The following is a 22870-nucleotide window of genomic DNA, read 5'->3' on the forward strand; positions in this document are numbered from 1 at the left end:
GTCGGGCGTGATTCGAGGGATGCCGAGTTGCGACGGATGAGCGAGTCAACCGGTTTGACCATGCCGAAATTCGACATGGCACAGGCGGTCCATGTTGACGCACACTGGCACAGCCAGTGCCACACGGGCGGCGGCGATTGCGGACTGATATTGCGCAGCTCGCCGGTGCGGAACGGGGGGCCGGCGCGGAACGCGGCGCCGCGAAGTCGCCCGGACGTCTGATTGAGCGGCATTTCTCTGCGAAGTCCGACGTCGACGGCTGGCGGATGGACGGCGGCTTTGGTAACAAACCGGTCAGCGGTCGCAGCACGTCTCGTGTCCATCGCGGTTGACGCGATTGCTGCCATGGCCGCATGATCAAGCCGCAAATTCACGCCGTACAAAGGATGCAGCAATGTCCCGGTGTTCCCAGACGTCCGCTTCATGGCGGACCGTTGCCGTCACAGTCGCGGCGACGACGATGATTGTGACCAGTTCCGCCAGCGTTCAGTCTCAAGACAAGGCTCCAGCAAGAATCTCCGCCACTGTGAAGCAAAATCTCGCGCCACCCTCCGATCTTTCATCCGACAACCCGTTCTTCGCGCCCAGTCCGCTGCCGTTCCATACGCCTGCGTTCGACAGAATCAAGATTGAACACTATCAGCCGGCGTTCATGGCGGGCATGAAGCAGCAGCTTGCGGAGATGGAAGCAATTGCCGCACAGGATGCGGAACCCACCTTCGACAACACGATTGTGGCGATGGAGAAATCGGGAACACTGCTGACTCGCGTGCAGGAAGTGTTCTTCAACATGACCGGGTCTCACACCAACGAGCACCTGCAGAACATTCAAACGGAAATGGCGCCGCTGCTGGCCGCTCATTCGGACAACATCCTGCTGAATCGCCGTCTGTTTCAGCGAGTCGACCGGCTGTACAACGATCGCGACGGCCTGAATCTGACTCCCGAACAGCAGGAAGTTCTGCGTCAGCATCACGAAGATTTCGTCCGCGCGGGAGCTCGCCTGTCCGAACAGGATCAGAACCGGATTCGAACTCTGAACGAACAGCTTTCGACGCTGGAAACAAAGTTCGAAGACAACCTGCTGGCCATCACGAAGGAGCGGTCGGTCATTGTCGATGACGCTTCCGAACTGGATGGTATGAGCGAAGCGGAAATCGCGGCCGCCGCCGAACGAGCGAAGGATCGCAAGCTGGAAGGCAAGTATCTGCTGGAGATCACCAACACGACTCGCGTGCCGATCCTGACGTCGCTGAACAATCGCAGTCTGCGCGAACGCGTGTGGAAAGCGTCGGCCTATCGCGGCATCGGCGAAAACGGAGGCATCGACAATCGTCCGCTGGTCCTGGAAATCGCTCAACTGCGGGCCGAGCGGGCGAAGCTGCTGGGATTTGCAAACCATGCGGAATACAAGCTGCAGAACCAGATGGCGAAGAATCCCGACGCCGCCCGCAAAATGCTGACGGACCTGGTCCCCGGCGTCGTCGCTCGCGTCGAACAGGAAGCCGATGATCTGCGAGCCATGATGAAGAAGCTGGGAGCCAACCATGATCTGGCTCCCTGGGACTGGGAATACTTCGCGGAAAAGGTCCGGGCGGAACGGTTCGAAGTTGATGAAGCCGCCGTCAAGCCATACTTCGAACTCGACACCGTTCTGAACAACGGCGTGTTCTTCACGATGAACAAGCTGTTCGGCATCACGTTCCAGGAACGCAAAGACCTGCCCGTTTATCACCCCGAAGTGCGGGTGTTCAACGTGATGGATCGCGACGGCTCGCAGATCGGACTGTTCTACGCCGACTTCTTCAAGCGAGACTCCAAGCGCGGCGGAGCGTGGATGAGTTCCTTCGTCGACCAGTCCGGACTGCTGCACGAGAAGCCCGTTATCTGTAACAACCTGAACATCCCCCGCCCGGCCGAAGGCGAACCGGCGCTGATCAGCTTCGACAACGTCACCACGATGTTCCACGAAATGGGCCACGCGGTTCACGGGCTGTTTTCGGACGTGACCTATCCGTCCGTTGCGGGAACCAATACGCCGCGGGACTTCGTGGAATTTCCGTCGACGTTTGAGGAAGACTGGGCCATTCAGCCGGGGATCCTGGCCAACTATGCGAGGCATCACAAGACCGGTGAACCGATTCCTCAGGATCTGCTGGACAAGGTTATTCGCGCCAGCAAGTTCAATCAGGGCTTTGATACTCTGGAATATATGGCCGCCGCGATTCTGGACCTGGAATGGCACACGCTGTCATCGGACCAGATCCCAGACGACGTCGAAGCTTTCGAAGCCGCGACGCTGAAGAAATATGGCGTCAACATCGCTGCCGTTCCGCCAAGATACCGGACGCCCTATTTTGCTCACATCTGGGCCGGCGGCTATTCCTCCAGCTACTACGCGTATCTGTGGAGCGAAGTGCTGGCGGCTGATGCGTTCGCGTACATGAAGGCCGGCGGCGGAGCGACCGCGGACAACGGCAGCCGGTTCCGCGCGGAAGTCCTGTCGCGAGGAAGCAGCCGCGACCCGATGGATTCCTACAAGGCCTTTCGAGGCCAGGCTCCCACCGTCGACGCTCTGCTGATTCGCCGAGGCCTGAAGTAGCCGCCGCCGATTCACCGCGTTCCGTCTCGATCCACCCCGTTCCAGGGCTCCAGCCCTGGAACGGTCTGCCTTGAAGGCTCCGCCTTCCCGCACAGTCGCTCGGCACTGCGCAACACACCGCAGGCCGCAGCCGCGTTGAGTCTGCGAGTGTTCACAATACCCGGAAACGTCCATGCCAAAACTCACCGGTCTGATCGCCGCGACGTACACGCCGTTTCATGCGGACGGTTCGCTCAACACGAAACCGATTCCGGAGTATGTCGACTTCCTGCTGAACAGCGGCGTCAGCGGCCTGTATGTCTGCGGCAGCACGGGCGAAGGAGTTTCGCTGACCGGCGATGAACGGCGTGTGCTGGCCGAAGCGTTCGTGAAGGCGGCGGCCGGGCGAGTTCCTGTGATCGTCCAGGTCGGGCACAATTGTCTGCGCGAAGCTCGCGAACTTGCGACTCATGCGGCGGATATCGGAGCCGATGTGATTTCGGCAACCTGCCCGTTCTATTTCAAGCCGGCGTCGGTGGATTTGCTGATCGCGTCGATGGCCGAAGTGGCTGCCGGCGGTCCCAATCTGCCGTTTTATTACTATCACATTCCGTCAATGACCGGCGTGAACCTGAACATGACGGAATTCCTGTCGAAGGCGGCCGACAGCATCCCGAATCTGGCGGGACTAAAATTTACGTCAACCACGGTTCACGAATTCCAAAGCTGTCTGAGCATTGACAACGGAAGATTCGACATCTTGTGGGGCTGCGACGAAATGCTGCTCAGCCGCTCTGGTCATCGGGGGAGCGGTCGGCAGCACATACAACATCGCCGCTCCGTTGTACCGCACGCTGATCGACGCGTTTGAATCCGGCGACCTTCATGCAGCCCGGGAGGCTCAGGCGAAGTCGGTGGCATTCATCGAAATCATGGCCCGCCACCCGTTTCACGCGGCCGCGAAGTGCGTGCTGAAGAAACTGGGATTCGACTTCGGCACCTGTCGTCTGCCGCAGGCATCGCTGGATTTGACTGATGAGCGTTCGTTGTTGAACGATCTCGACGCGATTGGATTCTTCGCGTAGAGCACCCCGCTTTCGGCATCAATTGCGGACTGACATCGCGCAGCTCGCCGTCGTGGAACGGGATGCGAGACCTGACCTTGAACAAGCGACGGTTTTGGAGTGCGGCGACTTGTCGCCGCTTTAGGCGTGCTGCAGGTGAGAATTGACATGCACGATGGTCTTCCAGGGCTATCGATGAAGTCCTGACGACGGCCCTGGAAGGCGATCGTACGGGCCACCACGCACAGCAACTCACCTGCCGCTCGCTTTCGTTTTCCGTTGATCGGTGTTATCCGGTGAACCGTACGACGGACCGGACTTCGATGATTTCTGGAAAACCAAAGCGATGCTGAACCATCGCACTCCATATGCCGGTTGCCGAAAGATTGGCGGCCCGTCGCCGCTGCCAGTGGGACGGATGCTCGTGACAGCACCCCGTTCAGGGCGTAAGCTGCTCACAGCGCCGCAACAGCGTGTGGAGCGATTTCGCAGGCGACCGGCGGCGCACGAAGCAGCAGCGTTCAAGACACGATCGATCCCGCTGGATTGACGCCTCCGGGTAGCTGGCAATTCGCGGTCCTGCATCCGACGGAATCACGCGGCATGGCTGAGACATCAAGAGACACACTCGGTGAAGGCGCCTACTTCCGCCGCGAGGATTACGTCGGGCTCGCGCGTCGAATGGCGATTCTTGCTGTGGATCTGATGGTTCTCATTGTGTTGTTTTTTGTAATTGGCATCGTCGTCCTCAGCGTCACGGACATTTCCGACGAGCAGTTTTCCCTCCTGTTCGGAGTCATATCGTGGCTGTACCTCTCCGTTCTAAAGGCATCAAGAATCCGTACTGTCGGTTATTGGTTGCTGGATGCCAGAATCGTCAACCTGAAGGGCGAAACACCATCGGTGTTCCGTATGACATTTCGATTTCTGCTGTGCCTGTTCGGTCCATTCTCGTTCATCTTTGATCTCCTTTGGGTCAGTACTGACGACCACAAGCAGACACTCCGCGATCGATTTTCCGGGACATGCGTCATCAGGCGGCATGCCGAACCCGCCGGACGAGCCGCGATTCGCCTTGTCTCTTACAACGCGCTCGGCTTCAATCTCACGTACCCTCAGGTGATGACGCCGAAAGGCGCGGCTGCCGCCGGAACCGGGACATGAGAAATGAGCGTTTCGCTTTGCGGACCAGAGCCAGAGCCGGCGCATCCGCACCCCTTCCGCATTCACGGCTCCTGACCGGGATTGCCGGCGGCGATTTCGAAATAACGTCGCGCTGCCCGGCGGTGCGTGTCCGGCTTTGGCGAGTTGCAGGATGTGAGTCCTGTTGCAACTACAACCTTCGCAGGCCGTCTTCCTTCATGGGATTCGGAATGGCATCGTCGATCTCGTCGATGCGGCGCAGGGTTTCTGCATCCAGGATCAGTCCGTCGGCGGCGAGGCTTTCTTCGAGTTGTTCGACGCTGGTGGCGCCGATGATCGTGGAGGCCACGAAGTCGTGCTGTTTGCTCCAGGCAACCGCCAGAGCTGTCAGAGTGACTCCCAGATCGGCGGCGATGGGTTTCAAGCGTTCGACGGTTTCCCGCGTGCGGTCGTTCAGGAACCGCTGAGCCATCTTCTGCTGACGTTCTCCCGCGTTTTGATAGGCGGTGAAGCGAGCGCCGGACGGAAAGCTGTCGGTGTATTTTCCGGTCAGCACGCCTCCACCAAGCGGTGAATACGGCAGCAGGCCGACGTCTTCGCGACGGCAGACCTGAGCCAGTTCACTTTCGCAGCGGCGATTGATCAGGCTGAAATTGTTCTGCACGGTGTCGTAGCGGCACAGGCCGTGTTTTTCGGCGGCGGACAGACTTTTCATCAGGCCCCAGCATGTTTCATTGCTGCACCCGATGGCTCGCACCTTGCCCTGCTGAACGAGCGCGGTCAGGGCGTCCAGGATGTCTTCGTACCGAGCGTGGTGGTCCGGCCAGTGAGTCTGGTACAGGTCGATGTAGTCTGTCTGCAGTCTGCGCAGGCTGTCTTCGACGGCGCTGAAGATCTGCCGCCGGTCGAGTGCGGCGTGACCGTTGCGGATCGGCGGCACGAACCAGCCGTGAGCCGGGCCGGCGATCTTGGTGGCCACGATCACGGCGTCGCGCGGTTTGGTCTTCATCCACCGTCCGACGATTTCTTCGGTCAGTCCGACTTTCTCTTTGCTGGGCGGCACGGGGTACAGTTCGGCCGCGTCATAGAAATCGATCCCGGCGCTGAACGCGCGGTCCATGATCCGGAACGAAAGCTGTTCGTCACATTGTTCGCCGAACGTCATCGTGCCCATGCAGATATCAGAAACTGAAATTCCGCTGTTGCCGAGTCGTCGTCGGTTCATGACTGGTCCTGTTGCTATTCTGGCCGCGGCGGACACTGATGCTTTTCGCAACTCTTAGGCCTGCGGCAGATGAGAAGATACCCTCCCGTTTCAACGGGAGGGTCGAAGTTTGATCGCCGTGCAGGCGATCAAACGAGGGGAGGGCGTCCGCGCAACGGGAGTTCCCCGTGCGTGGCCTCCCCGCGATCGAAGGCCTGAACGGCATTCGATCGGCGACCCTCCCGTTGAAACGGGAGGGTGAAGCTATTGTCGCTCTGCATTGGTCAATTCTCATCTGTCGATCGTCTTACGGTCGCGAGGCTGAATGACTCGTTTTTCCCCGCTCGCGGCATGGTATCGGAGTGGGGAAGGCGATGTTCGGAAGGCGGTTCCCGGGCAGATCCGCGCGGGAGGTTCCGCGGGCAGCGGTTTACAGATCCACGTCGTCGGCGAAGCTGGCTTCTTCCATGATGATCCGGTATCGCTCCGACGCGTCCTTGCCCAGAAGCTGATTGAAGGTGCTGTCGGCGTCCAACTGACTTTCGATGTCGACTCGCAGCAGGACTCGTGCTTTCGGGTTCAGCGTGGTGTCTCGCAGTTGAGCGGCGTTCATTTCGCCCAGACCCTTGAATCGCAGGACGGTGGCCTGCCGGTTGGCGGGCAGCGACGCCAGGATTTCTTCCTTTTCGGCGTCGGTCTGAGCGTAGTGGGTGGTCTTGCCGACTTCGATGCGAAACAGCGGCGGCTGAGCGATAAACAGTTTGCCCTGGCGAATCAGTTCCGGCATATGTCGAAAAAAGAACGTCAGCAGCAGCGTCGAAATGTGGTAACCGTCGCTGTCGGCATCCATCAGCAGAATCACGCGAGCGTATCTCAGCCGGTGGATGTCAAAGTTCGGTCCGACGCCGGTTCCCAGTGTTTCGACAATGTCGCTGATTTCCTGATTCTTCAGAATCTTGGACAGAGCCAGGGACTCCGTGTTCAGAATCTTGCCTCGCAGCGGCAGCACGGCCTGAGTCGACGCGTTGCGACCCATCACAGCGGTGCCTCCGGCGGAGTCACCTTCGACGATGAACAGTTCCGAATCGTCGGCGTTCTTTGCCTGGCAGTCGACCAGTTTGCCGGGAAGATTGGTGCGGCGTGAGGCGGCGGATTTGCGTTTCACTTCGCTGATGGCGTCACGGCTTGCCAGGCGGGCTCGCGCGGCCAGCACGATGCGGCCGAGGATCGAATCGGCCAGCGTCGGATTACTGTTCAGCCAGTTTTCCAGCCGCCGGCCGGATCAGTCCGTCGACGTGTGAGGCCATTTCGGGATTATTCAGCCGTTCCTTGGTCTGCCCCTGAAACATCGGGTCGCCGTTAAAAACGGACAGGATGGCGACGATGCCTTCGCGAATATCTTCGGCCGAAATCGTGACTCCGCGGGGCTTGTAGTTGTGGACTTCAATGTAGTTGCGGACGGCTTTGACAAGTCCCGCCTTCAGTCCGTTTTCGTGAGTTCCGCCGCCGTGTGTGCGGATGCCGTTTACGTAGCTGCGAATATGCTCATCGGTGGATTCCGTCCATTTCAGCACCAGTTCCACGCGAGCCGTCTGGTCGTCGCGATCCGTGGAAAACAACTGTTCGTGAACGGACTTCTTGCCGCTTTCGTGAATGATCTTTTCGATGTAGGCGACGATTCCGTCGGGATGCGCAAGTTCGTGAGTTTCGTTGCGGAATTCGTCCCGGAAGACGATCGTCAGGCCGCCGTGAATGTACGAGATATCTTCCAGATGCTGACGAATGGTGTCGGAATTGAAGTGAATGCGGCGGAAGATATCGTCATCGGGCCGAAAGAAGATCTGCGTTCCGCGGCCTCGAAACGGCCGCATTTTCTTGACGGGAGCCACCGGTTTGCCGTACCGGTATTCCTGCACCCATTCTCCGCCGTCGCGATGCACGGTGGCGACCATGTGCGACGACAGAGCGTTGACAACCGACGAGCCGACTCCGTGCAGACCTCCGCTGCGAGCGTAGTTCTTGTTGCTGAATTTTCCGCCGGCATGCAGCGTTGTCAGGATGACTTCCAGAGTCGACTTCTTCATCTTTTTGTGCTTGTCGACGGGAATGCCGCGTCCGTTGTCGTGGACCGTGCAACTGCAGCCGTCCTTGTGCAGAGTCACCGTGATTTTGTCACATTCGCCGGCCAGGAATTCGTCGACGGAATTGTCGACGACTTCCCACAGCAGATGATGCAGTCCGCGGGCATCGACGCCGCCGATGTACATGGACGGGCGTTTGCGAACCGGTTCCAGTCCTTCCAGAACTTCGATGTCGTCGCCGGTATAGGCGGATTTGTGGCGGTTGTGCTCATGGACATCCTTATGCAGACAGCGGACATTCGCCTCCCGGCAAATGAAGCGGCGGCGGTTTTCGGACCGCGACCGCCGCAGGAGTATCGCGGAAAACGGAAGCGTCGCAACTGAAGAGATTCGCCGACAATTCAAAGAACAGCGCATTAAGGCGAGCGACAGATGAGCTGTTACCTGCCCGCGAGCCGCACGGCGCCAGCCGCGGTTGTGTTCGCAGAGAACCGCGGCCGGCGGCTGGCGGGTAGATTCTCATCTGCCGCACGCCTAAACAGGGGAACCGCCGCATGCCGGTTCGCCAGGTGTTGTGGAACGGAGCGGCGGCGACTAAAACGTCCGTCTGGCAGATCCTGCCAATCGGGAACCAGGGCCGCTGACGATTTTCGCGGACGCTTGTTGCGACGCAGCCGTTATCGGTGAGTATTCTATGGCCTATCTGAAACAGGCATTCGGAGACCAGCCGGATCCGATCACGCACCCGCTGACGGGTGATGCCCTGACGATCGGCCGCCACGAATCATGCGACGTGGTGATCCAATCGCCGTCCGTCAGCCGCCATCACGCGAGAATCACGGCGGAAGGCAGCCGCTACTTTGTCGAAGACCTTGGCAGCCGCAACGGCACGATTCTGAATGGCCGGGCGATCTCGCGAAAAACGCCGCTAAGCAATGGTGACCGGCTGGAAGTTTCGACACTGCCGTTTGTGTTCTTCGCGCAGGATTCCCTGGACGGAGATTCCGGCAACTGGGGATACCGTCCGACCGTCATCAGCGTGTCCGACTCAGCGGTCCCGTCGCAGAATTCCGCCGCCCGGCACACCGTCGAACGCGGCGATGAGATTTCCTACGAACAGCTCGGGCGGGACCAGCTTCGTGACAGCCAGATTCTGTCGCGCGTCTCGATGATCGGCATCGACGAATCCGGTTCCGGTCCGGTCGCTCAGGACGCCGGACACAAACTGGCTCAGGCACTGAAGCTGACGCATGGCCTGAGGCGGGCGATTCGAACTGACGAAATCCTGGGCACGGTGCTGGAATCGCTGTTCGAATTCTTTTCGGCGGCGGAATGTGTCGCCGTGATTACCCGCAACCGAACGCGAACGGGACTGGTTGTTGCGGCCGCGGCGGCTCGCGAGAAAAACCGCGACGCGCAGATCTGCCTGCCGGTGCTGCATCACAGCATGGAATGCTTCGAAGCGATCCTGTTTGTGGATTACTGGCAGAAGCCATCGGAGTCCGGACACAAAGCGGACGTATCGGTCGCCAGGTACATCCTGTCCGCGCCGCTCGTGGGAAGATCGTCGGAAGCATTCGGAGCCATCCAGGTCGACACCGGGCAGACGGACCGGTCGTTCAGCCAGTCAGAACTGGAACAACTGGCGATTCTGATTCACATCATTTCGGCAGCTCTGGAAAACGCCGCGGAGGTGGATCTCGAAGTCGCGCGGGCGCTGGTCGATCGCGGACTGGAAGACGCGTCCCGGCTGCGAGCCAGCCTGGGTCCTCTGTCGCCGCCGGGAGTACCGGGCTTCCGCTGGGGACATCAGATCATCGCCGCTCCCGACATCGCAGCCGACCTGATCGACTACGCCACGTTATCGGACGGAAGAATAGCCTGCCTGCTGATCGATGTGCCCGGGCGCGGATCAGAAGCCGCGGGACTGCTGGTCTGCCTGACGCGGCTGCTGATCGGTGCCATCGTCGAAACCGAATCCGCGGCCGCCGCGTTAAGAACGGCCGAAAGGGAACTGCAGAAGCGAATCGGCCACGTTCCGATGATCACGTCGGTGGGTGTTCTGATTCTTGATCCGAAATCCGCCACGGTGTCGGTGACAGTCGCCGGCCACTGCATTCCCGTCAGAATCCGCGACGGAATCACGCAGACCGTGACGGACGATGCTGTCGTCGGCCCGCCGATCGGAACAGGTCGCCCGGCCAGCGGCGAAGGCTGTATTCTGCTGGAAAAAGGAGATTCGCTGGTGCTGTTCAGCGACGGTGTTTCCAAGCTGATCGACCCGACCGGCCGGATGATGAGCGGCCAGACGCTGGTTGAACTCGTTGATCTGGCGGGCCGCGATACAGGATGTACGCTGGACATCGGACTGAGAGTCGGTCTGGAAAAATTCCGCAACGGCTGCCCGGTTCCCGACGACGTGGCGTTTGTCTGTGTGCAGCGGCTGCGTTCCAAAACAAAGGATTCCGATGAAGGTTCGCAGAGCAGGTCGTCGACCGTGACAAAGCCCTGGAAAGGGTCCGAGACGTGGGACATGCAATGAGCGATGCTGCTCCCACTGTGGACGACGTTCTGGGCCGACAGGGCAGCATCGCACGTCGTCTGTCCGGCTACGAAGCACGCCCGCAGCAACTGGAAATGGCCGAACGCATCGCGCCGCAATCCGTGACGGACGGCATCTGGTCGCGGAAGCCGGGACGGGGGTCGGCAAGAGTTTCGCTTATCTTGTTCCCGCCATTCTGGCCGCTGAGGAACGCCGCAGGACGGACGCTGAAAAAGACGCGCAGAAAAACGAGAAGGATCAGAAGAAGAACGATCGGAAGACTCCAAAAATCATCGTGTCGACTCACACGATCAGTCTGCAGGAACAACTGATCGGGCGCGACATCCCGTTTCTGCAGTCGGTGCTTCCGGTCGAATTTTCCGCCGTGCTGGTCAAGGGCCGCAGCAACTACATCAGTCTGCGTCGCACCGCAAAGGCCGTCGCCCGCGCCGGACAAAAGGCTCTGTTCGAAATGGACGGGCAGCGGCAGTTGGCTCAGATTTCATCCTGGTCAAAAACAACCACCGACGGCAGCCGTTCCGATCTGAGTTTTCGACCGCAGCCGGCGTGTGGGACGAAGTGCTCAGCGATCAGGGCGACTGCCTTCGCCGAAAGTGCCCTCACCACGACGAATGCTTCTACTACAAGGCTCGCCGCCGCGTCCGCAACGCTCACGTGCTGGTCGTCAATCACGCGCTGTTCTTTTCGGATCTGGCGCTGCGCGCGAAGGAGCCAGCGTGCTTCCGGACTACGACACCGTCATTTTCGACGAAGCCCACACCATCGAATCCGTGGCCGCCGACCATCTGGGCCTGTCGATTTCCGAAGGGCAGATCGAATACCTGATGAACAAGCTGTACAACGATCGGGCGAATCGCGGTCTGCTGGTGCTGCACAAAATGGTCGAAGCCCAAAAGCTGACCCAGGGAGTTCGCCACGCGAGTCGCGACCTGTTCTTCGCCATTGACGACTGGGCGACGCGATTCGGAAAGCGAAACGGCCGGCTGGACAAACCCGTCGACGTCGTCAACAACGTCACTCCGAAACTGACCGAACTCGGAAAACAGATCGAAAACTACGCGGATCGCATCAGCAACGAAAGTGACAAAGTCGAACTGACGTCCGCCGCGGGTCGCTGCTATCTGCTGGCCGACAACCTTGCCGCGTGGTGCGTGCAGAAGGAACGCGGTGCCGTGTTCTGGCTGGAACGCGGCGGAGTTCGGCAACAGCGACTGACTCTGATGAGTGCCCCCATCGAAGTCGGGCCGATTCTGAAGGAACACCTCTTCAACGCCGTTCCCAGCGTCATTCTGACCAGCGCGACGCTGGCCGTCGGAACAAAGGACTTCAGCTTCTTCCGATCGCGCGTCGGACTGACGGATGGCGGCGACTGCCGGCTGGGAAGCCCGTTTGATTATCGGCGGCAGGTGCGTCTGATCCTGTCGACGAACATGCCCGATCCCGGCGCGGACGCTCGCGGCTTCGAAGCCGAAGTCGTCAAAAGAATTCAGCGACACGTGCTGGAAACCAACGGCCGCGCGTTTGTTCTGTTTACCAGCTATTCGATGATGGAATTCGCCGTGCAGCGACTGCTCGGCTGGCTGGCGGAACACGACCTGACGCTGTACAGCCAGGGCCGCGGAATGCCGCGTTCCGCGATGCTGGAACGATTTCGCAATGATCCGCGAGCGGTCCTGTTCGGTACCGACAGCTTCTGGCAGGGTGTCGACGTTCCGGGAGATTCGCTGCAGAACGTCATCATTCCCAAGCTGCCGTTCAGCGTGCCCGATCATCCGCTTCTGGAAGCTCGCGTCGATGCGATTAAGGCTCGCCGAGGCAACCCGTTTCGCGAATATCAGGTTCCCGAAGCCGTCATCAAACTGAAGCAGGGCTTCGGCCGTCTGATCCGCCGAGCGACGGATTCCGGACGAGTCGTGATTCTTGACCCGCGAGTCCTGACGAAACAATACGGCCGGCTGTTTCTGGAAAGCCTTCCGGACTGTCGAACGGAAATCGACAACGGTCAGACAATTGAACCCGTCGACCGCGATTGACCGGCCATCGTCGAAGAGTTGGCCACAGATTTCTCAGATTCCCACAGATTGCACACCGTTGTTCCGGCGGCGGCGTTCCGTCATTCCCCGCAAGCCCGCGCCCCGTCATTCCCGCGCAGGCGGGAACCCAGCAGCCCGCGCGCCCCGTCATTCCCGCGCAAGCTCGCGCCCCGTCATTCCCGCTCACGACGGGCTCGCAAGGCAGCGCATCTGAAAGCAGGAGCCCTGGAACGCGTTGTTGCTTTTGATATCATCGCGACGGGCCTGCATCGCCATCCGGTTTCGGTTCATGAGCGCATTCAGAATGCATGCATGTTCGCTGCGGTCCGCTGCTGTGACGTTCACCGCAGGGCGCTGCTGGTGACTCGCCGCCGTTTGGTGTCATTCTTCAGCCTGCTGTGTTTCACAACGTCAAAGGAAAGTTCCGATGCGTTCCGTCGTCACCTGCACCAGCATTCTGCTTAGCCTTTCCGTTTCAGCCTTCGCGAGCGACGTCAGCGACAACTGGCCGCAATGGCGCGGGCCGAACTTCAATGGCTCGTCGGACACGGGCAATCCGCCCGTCGAATGGAGCGAAACGAAGAACGTTCGCTGGAAAATCGAAGTTCCGGGCAAGGGCAGCGCCACGCCGATCATCTGGGAAAATCGCATCTATGTTTTGACTGCGATTCCGACAGATCGAAAGGCCGAAGGAGCCGCGGCAGCCGCAGCGGAACCGCCGGCCGATCAGCAGCAGGGCCGTGGGGGCCGAGGCGGCGCGGAGGTTTCGGCGCCGCGCCGCCTCCGACGAATTTCCACCAGTATGCTGTCATCTGCTACGACCGGACGACGGGGGCGAAGTCTGGCGGACGGTTGCCGTCGAAGCGGTGCCGCATGAAGGCGGCCACGGGACGAACACGTTCGCGTCCGGGTCTCCGGTCACCGACGGAAAGCACCTGTTCGTGTCATTCGGTTCGCGCGGGGTGTTCTGTTTCGACATGAACGGCAAGGAAGTCTGGCACCGCGATCTCGGACAGATGCAGACTCGCAACAGCTTCGGCGAAGGCAGTTCTCCGGGCGCTGCACGGCGACACACTGGTCATTCCGTGGGATCATGAAGGCCAGTCATCACTGATTGCGCTCGACGCGACCAACGGCGAAATTCGCTGGCAGGTGGAACGAGATGAACGAACAACGTGGGCGACTCCGTTCATCGTGGAACACAACGGCAGAACTCAGGTCGTGACAAACGGGCATCGCGTCCGCAGCTACGATCTGAAAACCGGCGACCTGGTCTGGGAATGCGGCGGTCAGGTGGAGAACCCGATTCCGTCGCCCGTGCTGCAGGACAACATGATCGTGTGCATGACCGGGTATCGCGGCAACGCGATCTACGCGATTCCGCTGGACGCCACTGATGACGTGACCGACACGGACGTTGTCGCCTGGAAACGCGACGACGCGCGCCGTACGTTGCGTCACCGGTGTTGTACAAGGGGCAGCTCTACTTCACAAAATCCCGTGAAGGAATCATGTCGTCGGTCGATGCCGCCACGGGCGAAGTTCTGATTGGTCAGCAGCGACTGCCGGAAATCAGTTCCGTCTACGCGTCGCCGGTCGCGGCGGCTGATCGGGTCTATTTTCCCGGACGAGAAGGCGCGACGGCAGTGATTCGGCATGGCACGGAACTGGAAGTGCTGGCGGTCAACAAACTGGACGAAGGCATCGACGCGTCTCCGGCGATCGCGGGAGACCAAATCTTCATTCGCACCGAGAAGCATCTTTATTGCATCGCGGAAGACTGAACGACCGGCGGCTGGGACCGATGGTGTTCCATTCGTCGTTGACGCCGGGCGCTCGGCTCAGTAACTGGCCGGCAGCGAGCGCGCGGGCCCTCACCCCGATTTTTCTGCTGGACGCAGAAAAATCTCCCTCTCCCGTTTCGCGGGCGAGGGGACAGTGTGTGTGACACCCGCGGAGAGAATGAACCCCCTTGCGTTAGTCCCGCCAGGCACCGGAATCGTTCACGGTTTCGAACGCGTGTGGTGGAATTGCAGCAGTGCGTCGCGCATTTCGGCGGCGGTCTGGTACCGGTCATCGGGGGAGCGTGAAAGGGCTTTCTCGATGATCGCCGCCAGTTCATCAGGGACGCTGCTGTCCCGTTCGCGGATGGGAGTCGGCGGTTCGTTCAGGATCTTGAAGACCATTTTCGACAATCGCCGGGCTTCGTGAGGCCGACGACCGCAGAGCATTTGGTATAGGCAGACTGCCGCCGCGTAGACTTCGGAACGCGGTCCGGCTTTGGCAGGCTCCAGGAGAATTTCCGGAGCCATGTACGCTGCGGTTCCCACGACGGCTCGTTCGCTGCCGCTGGCTTCGACAATCCGCAGCGCCAGGCCGAAATCGGCAATCTTGACTCGCAGCCGTCCGGCGTCTTCGAAGAACAGCAGATTCGAAAGCTTAACGTCGCGATGCACGATGTCGCGTGAATGAGCGTAGTGCAGACCATCCAGAAGCTGTGCGGCCAGCGACGCACAGACGGTATATCGTTCGGCCGCCGGCATTCGACGCAGGCGCGTGGCGATGTCGATGGTGTCGATGAATTCAAACACCAGATAAGGCGTGTCGTCGTGAACGCCGAAGTCCACCGTTTCGACAATCTGCGGATGCTTCAGGCCGACACAGATGGACGCTTCGCGAATGAACTGCTGGACTTCGTCTCCGCTGGGAATCGCGGATCGCGACAGTATCTTGACGGCCACTTTTCTGCCGGTCGACAGGTGGTGTCCCGCATACACAACGCCAAACCGTCCCCGGCCGATCAGGTCTCCGATTTCGTAACCCGGCAGCGCGGGAGCATGCAGCGACGGATTGTATGTCTGTTCGGCCAGCCGCTGATTTGCGGTATCAGACGCCTTGCGGGCATCCTGAATGTGAACGCGAATTTTCGTGCGGCCGACCTGCACGGTATCTCCGTCCTGCAGAGTGCAGCGGTCGACAAGTTCCGCGTTCACCAGCGTGCCGTTGGTGCTCTTCAGGTCCACCAGCGAACAGTTCGGCGGCGAAATCTCAAAACGGCAGTGCAGGCGCGAACACTTTTCGTCATCAATCAGTTGCAGGTGAGAATCCGCGCTGCGACCGACAAGCACTGAGACGGGATTTCGAAACACAAACTCCCTGCCGCTGTGCGGTCCCTTCACGACCTTCAGTTGAACTTCCGCTTCCGGGATTTCAACGTCAGAAAAGTCGTCGGATTCGTGAAACTGCGCCGGCGTCAGCACATTGGTGGACTTGAAGAACACGTCCAGCAGTCCCTGATCGGTCTTGCCCGGATCGGGCACCAGACGTTCAGAATGCTGAGGATACTTCGCACGGGCGCTGGTAAACGCCGCGCTGACGGCTCGGCGAAATTCCGGCAGCCGTTTTCGCAGCGCGGCCTCGGACACGCTGCGGTCGTGGCGAAGTTCGTGCTCGATTTCCACCAGACAGAGTTGTTCGGCCAGTTCGTCGGTGGCACCGAAGGGCAGCGACGGCAGAAAGTCTTCCATCCGTGCCACTTTGCCCGCACGCAGTTCCGCTTCGAAGCGAAGGCTCTGTTCTTCGATCGCTGGTGGCGTGTTCATGGAATGTCGCGGACGGAATGGCAAAACGTGCGAAGACGAATCCCGTTCAGCAGTGGCGGAGAATTCTCAGCCCGAAAACGGTCGGCGGGGTCGTGAGGGAGCGGCGTCTGGCGGCAGTTCTTCAGGAAGTTGCAGAACTCGATCACGCGGGAAAACCCGGACAACCGTTGCGGTTGACAGCCGGTGGAACTTTTCGGCAGCGTCGTCCGTGGTGAAAGTCTTTGGTTCGTTCACGAATTCTGCCGCGATGCTACCGGTGTCACCGGTTAATCGCAATGCCCTGCTGCGGTCCGCCACGGAATCGGAGGATCGACGGCCCGGATCTCTGTTACGGGACGCAAATTCGCGACTTCCCGTGCCTCGCGGTGCTCGCTGCCCGGCATTCGCGGAAATTGCGGCGCTTCGCCGGCGGCGGCGGCCACTACAATCGAGGTGATTGATTCCTGTTTCGGAAAGGCATAGCTTTCTTCTGTGAACCGACGCGGAGTTCTTTCAGAGCCCGGTAAATCGAATGAACACGCAACTGGCGGCCTATATTGACCCGATTTTCGAGTACGTGATCGTACTGCTGGAAAGGGCCGAAAATAATCAGGAGCCGGATCCGCGGGAAGAGAAGCAGAAGATCCTGGAAAAATTCTCCGCCGCCGACGCTGCTCTGGGTCGATCGCAGGACTGGCAACTGGCGAAGTTCGCGCTGGTGGCGTGGATCGATGAAATGCTGATCTACGGCAGCGGCTGGCCGGACAGCAGCCGAAGCTGGTGGCATTCCAACATGCTGGAACTGGATCTGTTTCCGTCGGAGTCCGATGAACCGCCGCCCGGTTCCGGCACAGTTGTTTCCGACCGCGGCGGAGACACCGTCCGTGACTTCCATTCCGTCGATACCGACGACTTTCGAGGAATCGCCGACCGCGAGTTTTTTCACCGGGCCGCCAAAGCTGCCGAACTTCCGTCAAAGGATGCTCTGGAAGTTTACTACCTTGCGGTGATCCTGGGGTTTCGAGGCGTGTACCGGCACGGCGACCTGGACCCGGAAGCGACGAATCTGCCGCGACAACTGGGAACCTGGCTGCGAAAGACGTCCGCGTCGATTCAGGTCGGGCAACAGCGCCGGCCCGTTCCCGTGCAGACGCGGGCTGCGGCCGGAGCGAATCCTCTGCCCGGCCGATGCCAGTTCTTCGGAGCGACACTGTGGACCGTTGTGCTGGTGTCGGCGGTTGTCGTCGTTTCCACGCTGCACCTGGGCGCACCGGAAGATGTTTCCGCGGCGAACGGCGACGCATCTCATGCTACGCAGCCCGAACCGCTGCCGTCCGGCGATGGAGAGAAGTGATCCATGAACAGCGTGGTCGACAAACTCTTCGCGCCGCTCAGGCTGCTGTTCTGTTCGTCGCTCTTCTCTTCGCCGCGCCCGCAACTGGGAATGTCGCTGCCACAGCGAGTGGGATTCTTTTCGTTTCTGTTCCTGCTGCTGGTTGCGGTGGCGGGGCTGACGCTTCGAATCGGTCTTCGTGACGTTCCTGCAGCCATCCAGCAGCGACCGCTTCCGTTTGCCGTCGTTGCGGCCGTGCTGGTGGGAATTCCGCTGCTGGCGGCATGGCTGGCAAAGCGGTCTTCGTCCAAAGCGGATTGTGAGTTCCCGGATATCGCGGCGGCCTGGCAGGAAGGACTTCGAGTGCTGCAGGTCAAGGGAATCTCGCTGGCAGACACGCCTTTGTATCTGGTGGTCGGTCCGCGCGACGCCGGCGAAGCCAGGGCCGTGGTCGAATCATCCGACATCCCGTTCGAAGTCAGCGGCCTTCCGTTCGGCGATTCTACGCTGATCTGGTTCGCGTCGCACGAAGTGATTTTCCTGGCGTGTCCCGGAGCCAGCCAGGTGTCTCTGCTTTCACGCACCGCGCTGGGAAGTTCCGCCGAGTCGGATGTGTCACTGGCGCCAGGCAGCGAAAAAAGCATCTTCGATCAGACGGTCGGCGCGGTCATGGATTACATCGCCGCGTCTACCGAACTGGGAGCAACAAACGTGGGCTTCGGTGTGCAGCCTCCGCTGGAATCGGAGCAGGGTGATTCCGGAACTCAGCAGTTGTACGACGTTTCGAACCCCGGGTTTCATCTGATGGGACAGACTCTGGCGGCCGGCATGCCGGCGGCTCCGAGGCCCAAAAACCGCCTGAGCCTGGATACGCAGTCGCTGGCGCTGGCCAGCAGAAAACTGGCGGCGGTCTGCAATCTGCTGCAGCAGCACCGCGAACCGAATCCGGCGATCAACGGAGTGATGTCGTTTCTGCCCTTCGGTCTGATCACGACAAGTGACCAGGGAGCGTCGGCGTTACAAAGCGCGGTCGCCTTCGACAACGATGTCATCTGCCGCAACATCGGACTGCGTGCTCACCTGGCAATCATGGTCGGCGGAATGGAGCAGGAAACCGGTTTCCGCGAACTCGTGCGGCGCTTCGGTCCCGAAGTCTCCCGACGAAATCGAATCGGGAAGGGAAGTTCTCAGCCGTGGTGCGACCCGACCGGCGAATCCCTGGAAGCGCTGGCCCGTCACGCGTGCGGTGCCTTCGAAGACAACGTTTATCCGCTGTTCGCCAAGGATCACGAACTGCGCGAACCCGGCAATCCCAAACTTTACAAGCTGTTGTGTGTCAGCCGGCAGCGGCTGACAAACCGGCTGGCGCGAGTTCTGCGTTCCGGGTATTCCTACGAACGCGATTTTGAACGGTCGCTGCCGGTGCTGGGATGCTACTTCGCGGCGACCGGGCATCGTCCGGATCGGCGAGCGTTCGCGTCCAGCGTGTTTCGAAAACTGCTGCAGCATTCATCGTCGCTGGACTGGCATCCCCGGCTTCGCCACACCAACGAACGCTACGTGGCCTGGACCAACATTCTGCTGGGAGTCAACCTGATGCTCATTGCCGCGACGATTCTGGTCTGCGTGCTGTAGCGACCGCCGCGGCGCCTGCCCGCGCTGAAAGCGCCGCGTACCGAAGACTGCGGCCGGCGTCATTCGATGTTGCCGGAGTGTCGAATGGCCTTCACCAGTCGAAACCCAAGCACCAGCGCGAAGAACCAGCCCACGGATCCCGGAATTGAAATTCCCCACAACTGCGGCGGCACGTTGCGGCTCCACAGCAGTGCCGATCCGATGAACAGCGCCGCCGACAGAATTCCCATCACCAGACGGTTGACGGTCTGTTCCAGCCTGCGGTGTTCCAGGTGAACATCGAAGCGACCGCGTTTGATCTGATTCAGCAGGTCAGCAATATCGCGCGGCAGCGTTTCCCCCAGACGAGTCCAGTCGACCCACGCGCGCTGCAGCTTGTTGAACATGCGCTGCGGTGACAGCCGCCGTCTCAGCGCTGTGCTCTGGTACGGCTGCAGAAGTTCGGCCAGGCTGAAATCCGGGTCCAGATTGCGAGCCGTGCCTTCCAGCATCACCAGCACTTTGATCAGCAGCGAAACCCGCACCGGCAGAACGATGCCATACCGTCGGATGATTCCGGTCATGTCGTTCAGGGCACCGCTGAGATCAAAGCCGGACAGCGTCTGACTTCCGTAGTCGGCCAGAAACGACTCAACCTCCGCGCGAAGCCGCAGGTCATCCAGTCCCGGCGGAAGTGAGCCGATCCGGACGATGATATCGCACAGCGAAACGGGATCCTGACGAACGGCCGCCAGCAGCATGTCTTCGATCTGCTCCCGCAGCAGCTCGTCAATTCGTCCGACCATGCCGCCGTCCAGCAGCCCGATCACGCCGCCGTTCAGCAGCATCAGGTTTCCGGGATGCGGATCAGCGTGATAGAAGCCGTCGCGAAAAATCATGTCCAGAAAAATGTGGGCTCCGCGGTGAGCGATGTCGGACAGATCGTACGTCGATTTCCGAAGAGCCTCACAGTCGGCGACGCTGATGCCGTCCAGCCGTTCCATCGTCAGCACCCGGCGCGACGACAGTTCGACAAACGGAGTCGGAAACTTCACGTCTTCCCGACCGGCGAAGTTCCGAAGAAACGCCTGCAGGTTTCTCTGTTCGCGCGTGAAGTCCAGTTCCGCCATCAGCGTCCGTGAAAACTCCTCCGTGGTTTCCACGGGGCGGAACTGCCGAAGTTCGGGAGAATACTGTTCGGCCAGTTCCGCGATGCGATGCATGATCTCCAGGTCGTTGCGAATGCGGTCTTCAATGCCGGCATGCTGAATCTTCAGCACCACCGCGGTTCCGTCGATCAGCCTGGCCGCGTGAACCTGGCCGATGGACGCTGACGCAAACGCGGTTTCGTCGAATTCCGAAAACAGTTCCTCCGGAGCCTGCCCGAGTTCCTCGCGAATCAGATTTCGAACAACGTCGGGAGCATCCGCCGGAGCGTTGGCCTGCAGTTGTGTCAGTTCCGCCGTCAGCTTCGGTCCCACCAGGTCCGGCCGTGTGCTGAGAATCTGGCCCAGCTTGATGAAGGTGGTCCCCAGTTCCGTCAGAGCGTGGCGGATTCGCTGTTCAGTCGACAGTTCAGAAATCGGCTGACCTTCGGAATCCTGAAACATCCGCTGGACCCAGTCGATATGCACGCGGGTCATCCAGCGCGCCAGTCCGTACTTGGCCAGGATTCCAATGACCTCCCGAAACCGGGCCGTGTTGCGAGCCAGTTGCGGCAGCGACGCTACATCCATCCGGTGTTCCTCTTCACGATTTCGTCTCGTCTGTTGACCAGGCCGTCACGCGACAATGAGCCGGCTTTCGTCGATCCGGTCCTGCGGAAAACCGCAGCGCCGAAGCATTCGTTTGCACAGGAATTCGACACGGCAATCGAACGGCATCGGCGCGAATCGTGTCGGACCTGAGCGACCGCCGTGAAGGTTGATGATGACTACTGCCCGGCGGTGCGTTTCAGTATCGTCCGTCCGCTGCTTTTGCCATCGCAGGTCTGTCAGATCGAAAGTGCTGAAATGTCCGTCGACACTCCCGGATGGGTTCGTGACGCTGTCTTCTATCAGATCTTCCCCGATCGATTCGACCGCAGCGGCCGTGTTCCCGTTGCCGGCGAACTGGAAGCGTGGGACGCCGCTCCCACGCCGCACGGTTTCAAGGGCGGCGATCTGTTCGGTGTGGTTGACCGACTGGACTATCTGCAGCAGCTTGGCGTCACGGCGATCTACTTCTGCCCTGTCTTCGCGTCGGCGTCGAATCACCGCTATCACACCTATAACTATTTTGAAGTCGACCCGCTGCTCGGCGGCAATGAAGCTCTGCGACTGCTGCTGGATGCCGCTCACCAGCGCGGCATGAAGATTGTTCTGGACGGTGTCTTCAATCACGCGAGCCGCGGATTCTGGCAGTTTCATCACGTTCTGGAAAACGGCGGCGCTTCTCCGTATCGCGACTGGTTTCACTTCCACCCGGACCGGCTCAGCGGCCGGCTGCCGTTTCAGCCGTATCCCGGCGAAAAGGCCATGATGGAACTTGCCAACGGTCACGGCAGCTACGAAGCCATCGGCTACAGCGCGTGGTGGAACCTGCCGGCGCTGCCGAAGTTCAACACGGATTGCCCGGAAGTTCGCGAGTTTCTGCTGACGGTGGCCGAACACTGGGTCGAATTCGGTATCGACGGCTGGCGTCTGGACGTGCCCAACGAAATCGACGACGACGATTTCTGGCGGGAGTTCCGGCGGCGTGTTCGAGCCATCAACCCGGACACCTATATCGTCGGTGAAGTCTGGAGCGAAGCGACTCGCTGGCTGCAGGGAGACATGTGGGACGCCGTGATGAATTACCAGATCACGGCCGCCTGTCTGGGATTCTTCGGCGGCAACAATCTTGACTTCGAACAGGTCCACCGCCCCAGCAGTTTTCAGCACGTGCGCCGGCTGTCCGCTGAGGAATTCGTCGCGGCTGTTGACCGGGCCACGTCGATCTATCCGCTTCCGATTGTTCAGTCGCAACTGAATCTGCTGGACAGTCACGACATGCCGCGGTTTCTGACATGCTGCCGGAACGACCGAGCCGCTTTGAAGATGGCGTGGCTGTTTCTGTGTACTCTTCCGGGAGCCCCCTGCGTCTACTACGGCGACGAAATCGGACTCAGCGGCCGTCACGATCCGGACTGCCGACGCGGGTTTCCGTGGGACGAAAGCCGTTGGGATTATGACCTGCTGAACTGGTACAAAGCCTGCATCCAGCTTCGCAAACAACACCCCGCCTTTCGTCACGGAACGCGAACATCACAGGTTGTCTCCGGCGAATGTGTCGTCATCCGTTACGGAAACGAGGACGATTTTCTGACGCTGGCATATAACGTCGGCGAGTCTTCGTTCCGGCTAAACGTCTCGGAACTTGATATCGCCGCGAAAGACTCACTGCCGCCGCAGACAATACCCCTGGCGACGTCCGTCACGGATGGTCACGTCGACATTCCGGCGCGATCAGCCGTCGTGCTGTCCGGATTCCAGCGAGCCTGAACCCCTCTCCCGGGCATCGCTCCGCTCGCCCGACCGCTCCCTGCCGCTGCGCTGGGAGAGGTGTGGATGTGAGCATTGAATCGGAAAGCGTTTCTTCGCAACACGGCGTTGAATGCGGTGGAGTTGCCTCCGCCGGATATCATTCCGCCGGT

General features: G+C 60.2%; 19 protein-coding genes. 12 read left to right on the forward strand and 7 right to left on the reverse strand.

Going from position 1 to position 22870, the window contains the following annotated elements:
• The coding region (locus R3C19_18710; GenBank protein ID MEZ6062379.1) for a hypothetical protein at window positions 1–323 on the reverse strand (323 nt) is incomplete at its 3' end.
• 71 nt (window positions 324–394) lie between these two features.
• On the opposite strand from R3C19_18710, the gene R3C19_18715 reads away from it, so the two are divergent.
• From R3C19_18715 to R3C19_18730, 4 genes are all read left to right on the forward strand, one after another.
• Entirely contained in the window at window positions 395–2602 is a 2208-nt protein-coding gene (locus tag R3C19_18715) for a M3 family metallopeptidase (protein MEZ6062380.1), read from the forward strand.
• A gap of 172 nt (window positions 2603–2774) precedes the next feature.
• The gene (locus R3C19_18720; GenBank protein MEZ6062381.1) at window positions 2775–3452 is read left to right on the forward strand and encodes a dihydrodipicolinate synthase family protein; all 678 of its coding nucleotides are present in this window, start codon (window positions 2775–2777) and stop codon (window positions 3450–3452) included.
• Window positions 3412–3666, forward strand: coding sequence for a dihydrodipicolinate synthase family protein (locus R3C19_18725; GenBank protein ID MEZ6062382.1), 255 nt, complete (start codon window positions 3412–3414; stop codon window positions 3664–3666). Before R3C19_18720 ends, R3C19_18725 begins: the two co-directional genes overlap by 41 nt.
• 582 nt (window positions 3667–4248) lie before the next feature.
• Window positions 4249–4809, forward strand: a complete 561-nt coding sequence (locus tag R3C19_18730) for an RDD family protein (GenBank protein MEZ6062383.1) — start codon at window positions 4249–4251, stop codon at window positions 4807–4809.
• Window positions 4810–4978: 169 nt separating this feature from the next.
• On the opposite strand, the gene R3C19_18735 is transcribed toward R3C19_18730, so the two are convergent.
• The 3 genes from R3C19_18735 to R3C19_18745 all read right to left on the reverse strand — a co-directional run bounded on the left by R3C19_18735 (window position 4979) and on the right by R3C19_18745 (window position 8490).
• A complete protein-coding gene (locus tag R3C19_18735) occupies window positions 4979–6013 on the reverse strand; it encodes an aldo/keto reductase (protein MEZ6062384.1) in 1035 nt (344 codons plus the stop codon).
• A gap of 409 nt (window positions 6014–6422) precedes the next feature.
• The gene (locus tag R3C19_18740) at window positions 6423–7205 is read right to left on the reverse strand and encodes a toprim domain-containing protein (protein MEZ6062385.1); all 783 of its coding nucleotides are present in this window, start codon (window positions 7203–7205) and stop codon (window positions 6423–6425) included.
• Between the two features lie 34 nt (window positions 7206–7239).
• Window positions 7240–8490, reverse strand: coding sequence for an ATP-binding protein (locus R3C19_18745; protein ID MEZ6062386.1), 1251 nt, complete (start codon window positions 8488–8490; stop codon window positions 7240–7242).
• Between the two features lie 277 nt (window positions 8491–8767).
• On the opposite strand from R3C19_18745, the gene R3C19_18750 reads away from it, so the two are divergent.
• Window positions 8768–10615: an FHA domain-containing protein gene (locus R3C19_18750; GenBank protein MEZ6062387.1), complete on the forward strand. Its 1848-nt coding sequence runs from the start codon at window positions 8768–8770 to the stop codon at window positions 10613–10615.
• 67 nt (window positions 10616–10682) lie between these two features.
• Here the strand turns inward: R3C19_18750 and R3C19_18755 are convergent, their stop codons facing one another.
• Window positions 10683–11072 (reverse strand): hypothetical protein, encoded by a 390-nt coding sequence (locus tag R3C19_18755; GenBank protein MEZ6062388.1) that lies wholly within the window; start codon window positions 11070–11072, stop codon window positions 10683–10685.
• 280 nt (window positions 11073–11352) lie between these two features.
• Here R3C19_18755 and R3C19_18760 point away from each other — a divergent pair, with 280 nt between their 5' ends.
• From R3C19_18760 to R3C19_18775, 4 genes are all read left to right on the forward strand, one after another.
• Entirely contained in the window at window positions 11353–12669 is a 1317-nt protein-coding gene (locus R3C19_18760) for an ATP-dependent DNA helicase (GenBank protein MEZ6062389.1), read from the forward strand.
• 427 nt (window positions 12670–13096) lie between these two features.
• Entirely contained in the window at window positions 13097–13546 is a 450-nt protein-coding gene (locus R3C19_18765; GenBank protein MEZ6062390.1) for a hypothetical protein, read from the forward strand.
• Between the two features lie 128 nt (window positions 13547–13674).
• Window positions 13675–14217: a PQQ-binding-like beta-propeller repeat protein gene (locus tag R3C19_18770; protein ID MEZ6062391.1), complete on the forward strand. Its 543-nt coding sequence runs from the start codon at window positions 13675–13677 to the stop codon at window positions 14215–14217.
• Window positions 14181–14453 (forward strand): hypothetical protein, encoded by a 273-nt coding sequence (locus R3C19_18775; protein MEZ6062392.1) that lies wholly within the window; start codon window positions 14181–14183, stop codon window positions 14451–14453. Before R3C19_18770 ends, R3C19_18775 begins: the two co-directional genes overlap by 37 nt.
• 219 nt (window positions 14454–14672) lie before the next feature.
• Here the strand turns inward: R3C19_18775 and R3C19_18780 are convergent, their stop codons facing one another.
• Complete coding sequence (locus R3C19_18780; GenBank protein MEZ6062393.1) at window positions 14673–16271, reverse strand: FHA domain-containing serine/threonine-protein kinase; 1599 nt, start codon at window positions 16269–16271, stop codon at window positions 14673–14675.
• A 511-nt stretch (window positions 16272–16782) separates the two neighbouring features.
• Here R3C19_18780 and R3C19_18785 point away from each other — a divergent pair.
• The gene (locus R3C19_18785; protein ID MEZ6062394.1) at window positions 16783–17604 is read left to right on the forward strand and encodes a DotU family type IV/VI secretion system protein; all 822 of its coding nucleotides are present in this window, start codon (window positions 16783–16785) and stop codon (window positions 17602–17604) included.
• A 3-nt stretch (window positions 17605–17607) separates the two neighbouring features.
• A complete protein-coding gene (locus tag R3C19_18790) occupies window positions 17608–19218 on the forward strand; it encodes a hypothetical protein (protein ID MEZ6062395.1) in 1611 nt (536 codons plus the stop codon).
• A 59-nt stretch (window positions 19219–19277) separates the two neighbouring features.
• Here the strand turns inward: R3C19_18790 and R3C19_18795 are convergent, their stop codons facing one another.
• Window positions 19278–20933: an AarF/ABC1/UbiB kinase family protein gene (locus R3C19_18795; protein ID MEZ6062396.1), complete on the reverse strand. Its 1656-nt coding sequence runs from the start codon at window positions 20931–20933 to the stop codon at window positions 19278–19280.
• A 180-nt stretch (window positions 20934–21113) separates the two neighbouring features.
• Here R3C19_18795 and R3C19_18800 point away from each other — a divergent pair, with 180 nt between their 5' ends.
• Entirely contained in the window at window positions 21114–22718 is a 1605-nt protein-coding gene (locus R3C19_18800; protein ID MEZ6062397.1) for a glycoside hydrolase family 13 protein, read from the forward strand.
• Window positions 22719–22870: the final 152 nt, after the last annotated feature.

It is taken from the genome of Planctomycetaceae bacterium (assembly GCA_041398785.1).
In the GTDB taxonomy this organism is placed as follows: domain Bacteria; phylum Planctomycetota; class Planctomycetia; order Planctomycetales; family Planctomycetaceae; genus JAWKUA01.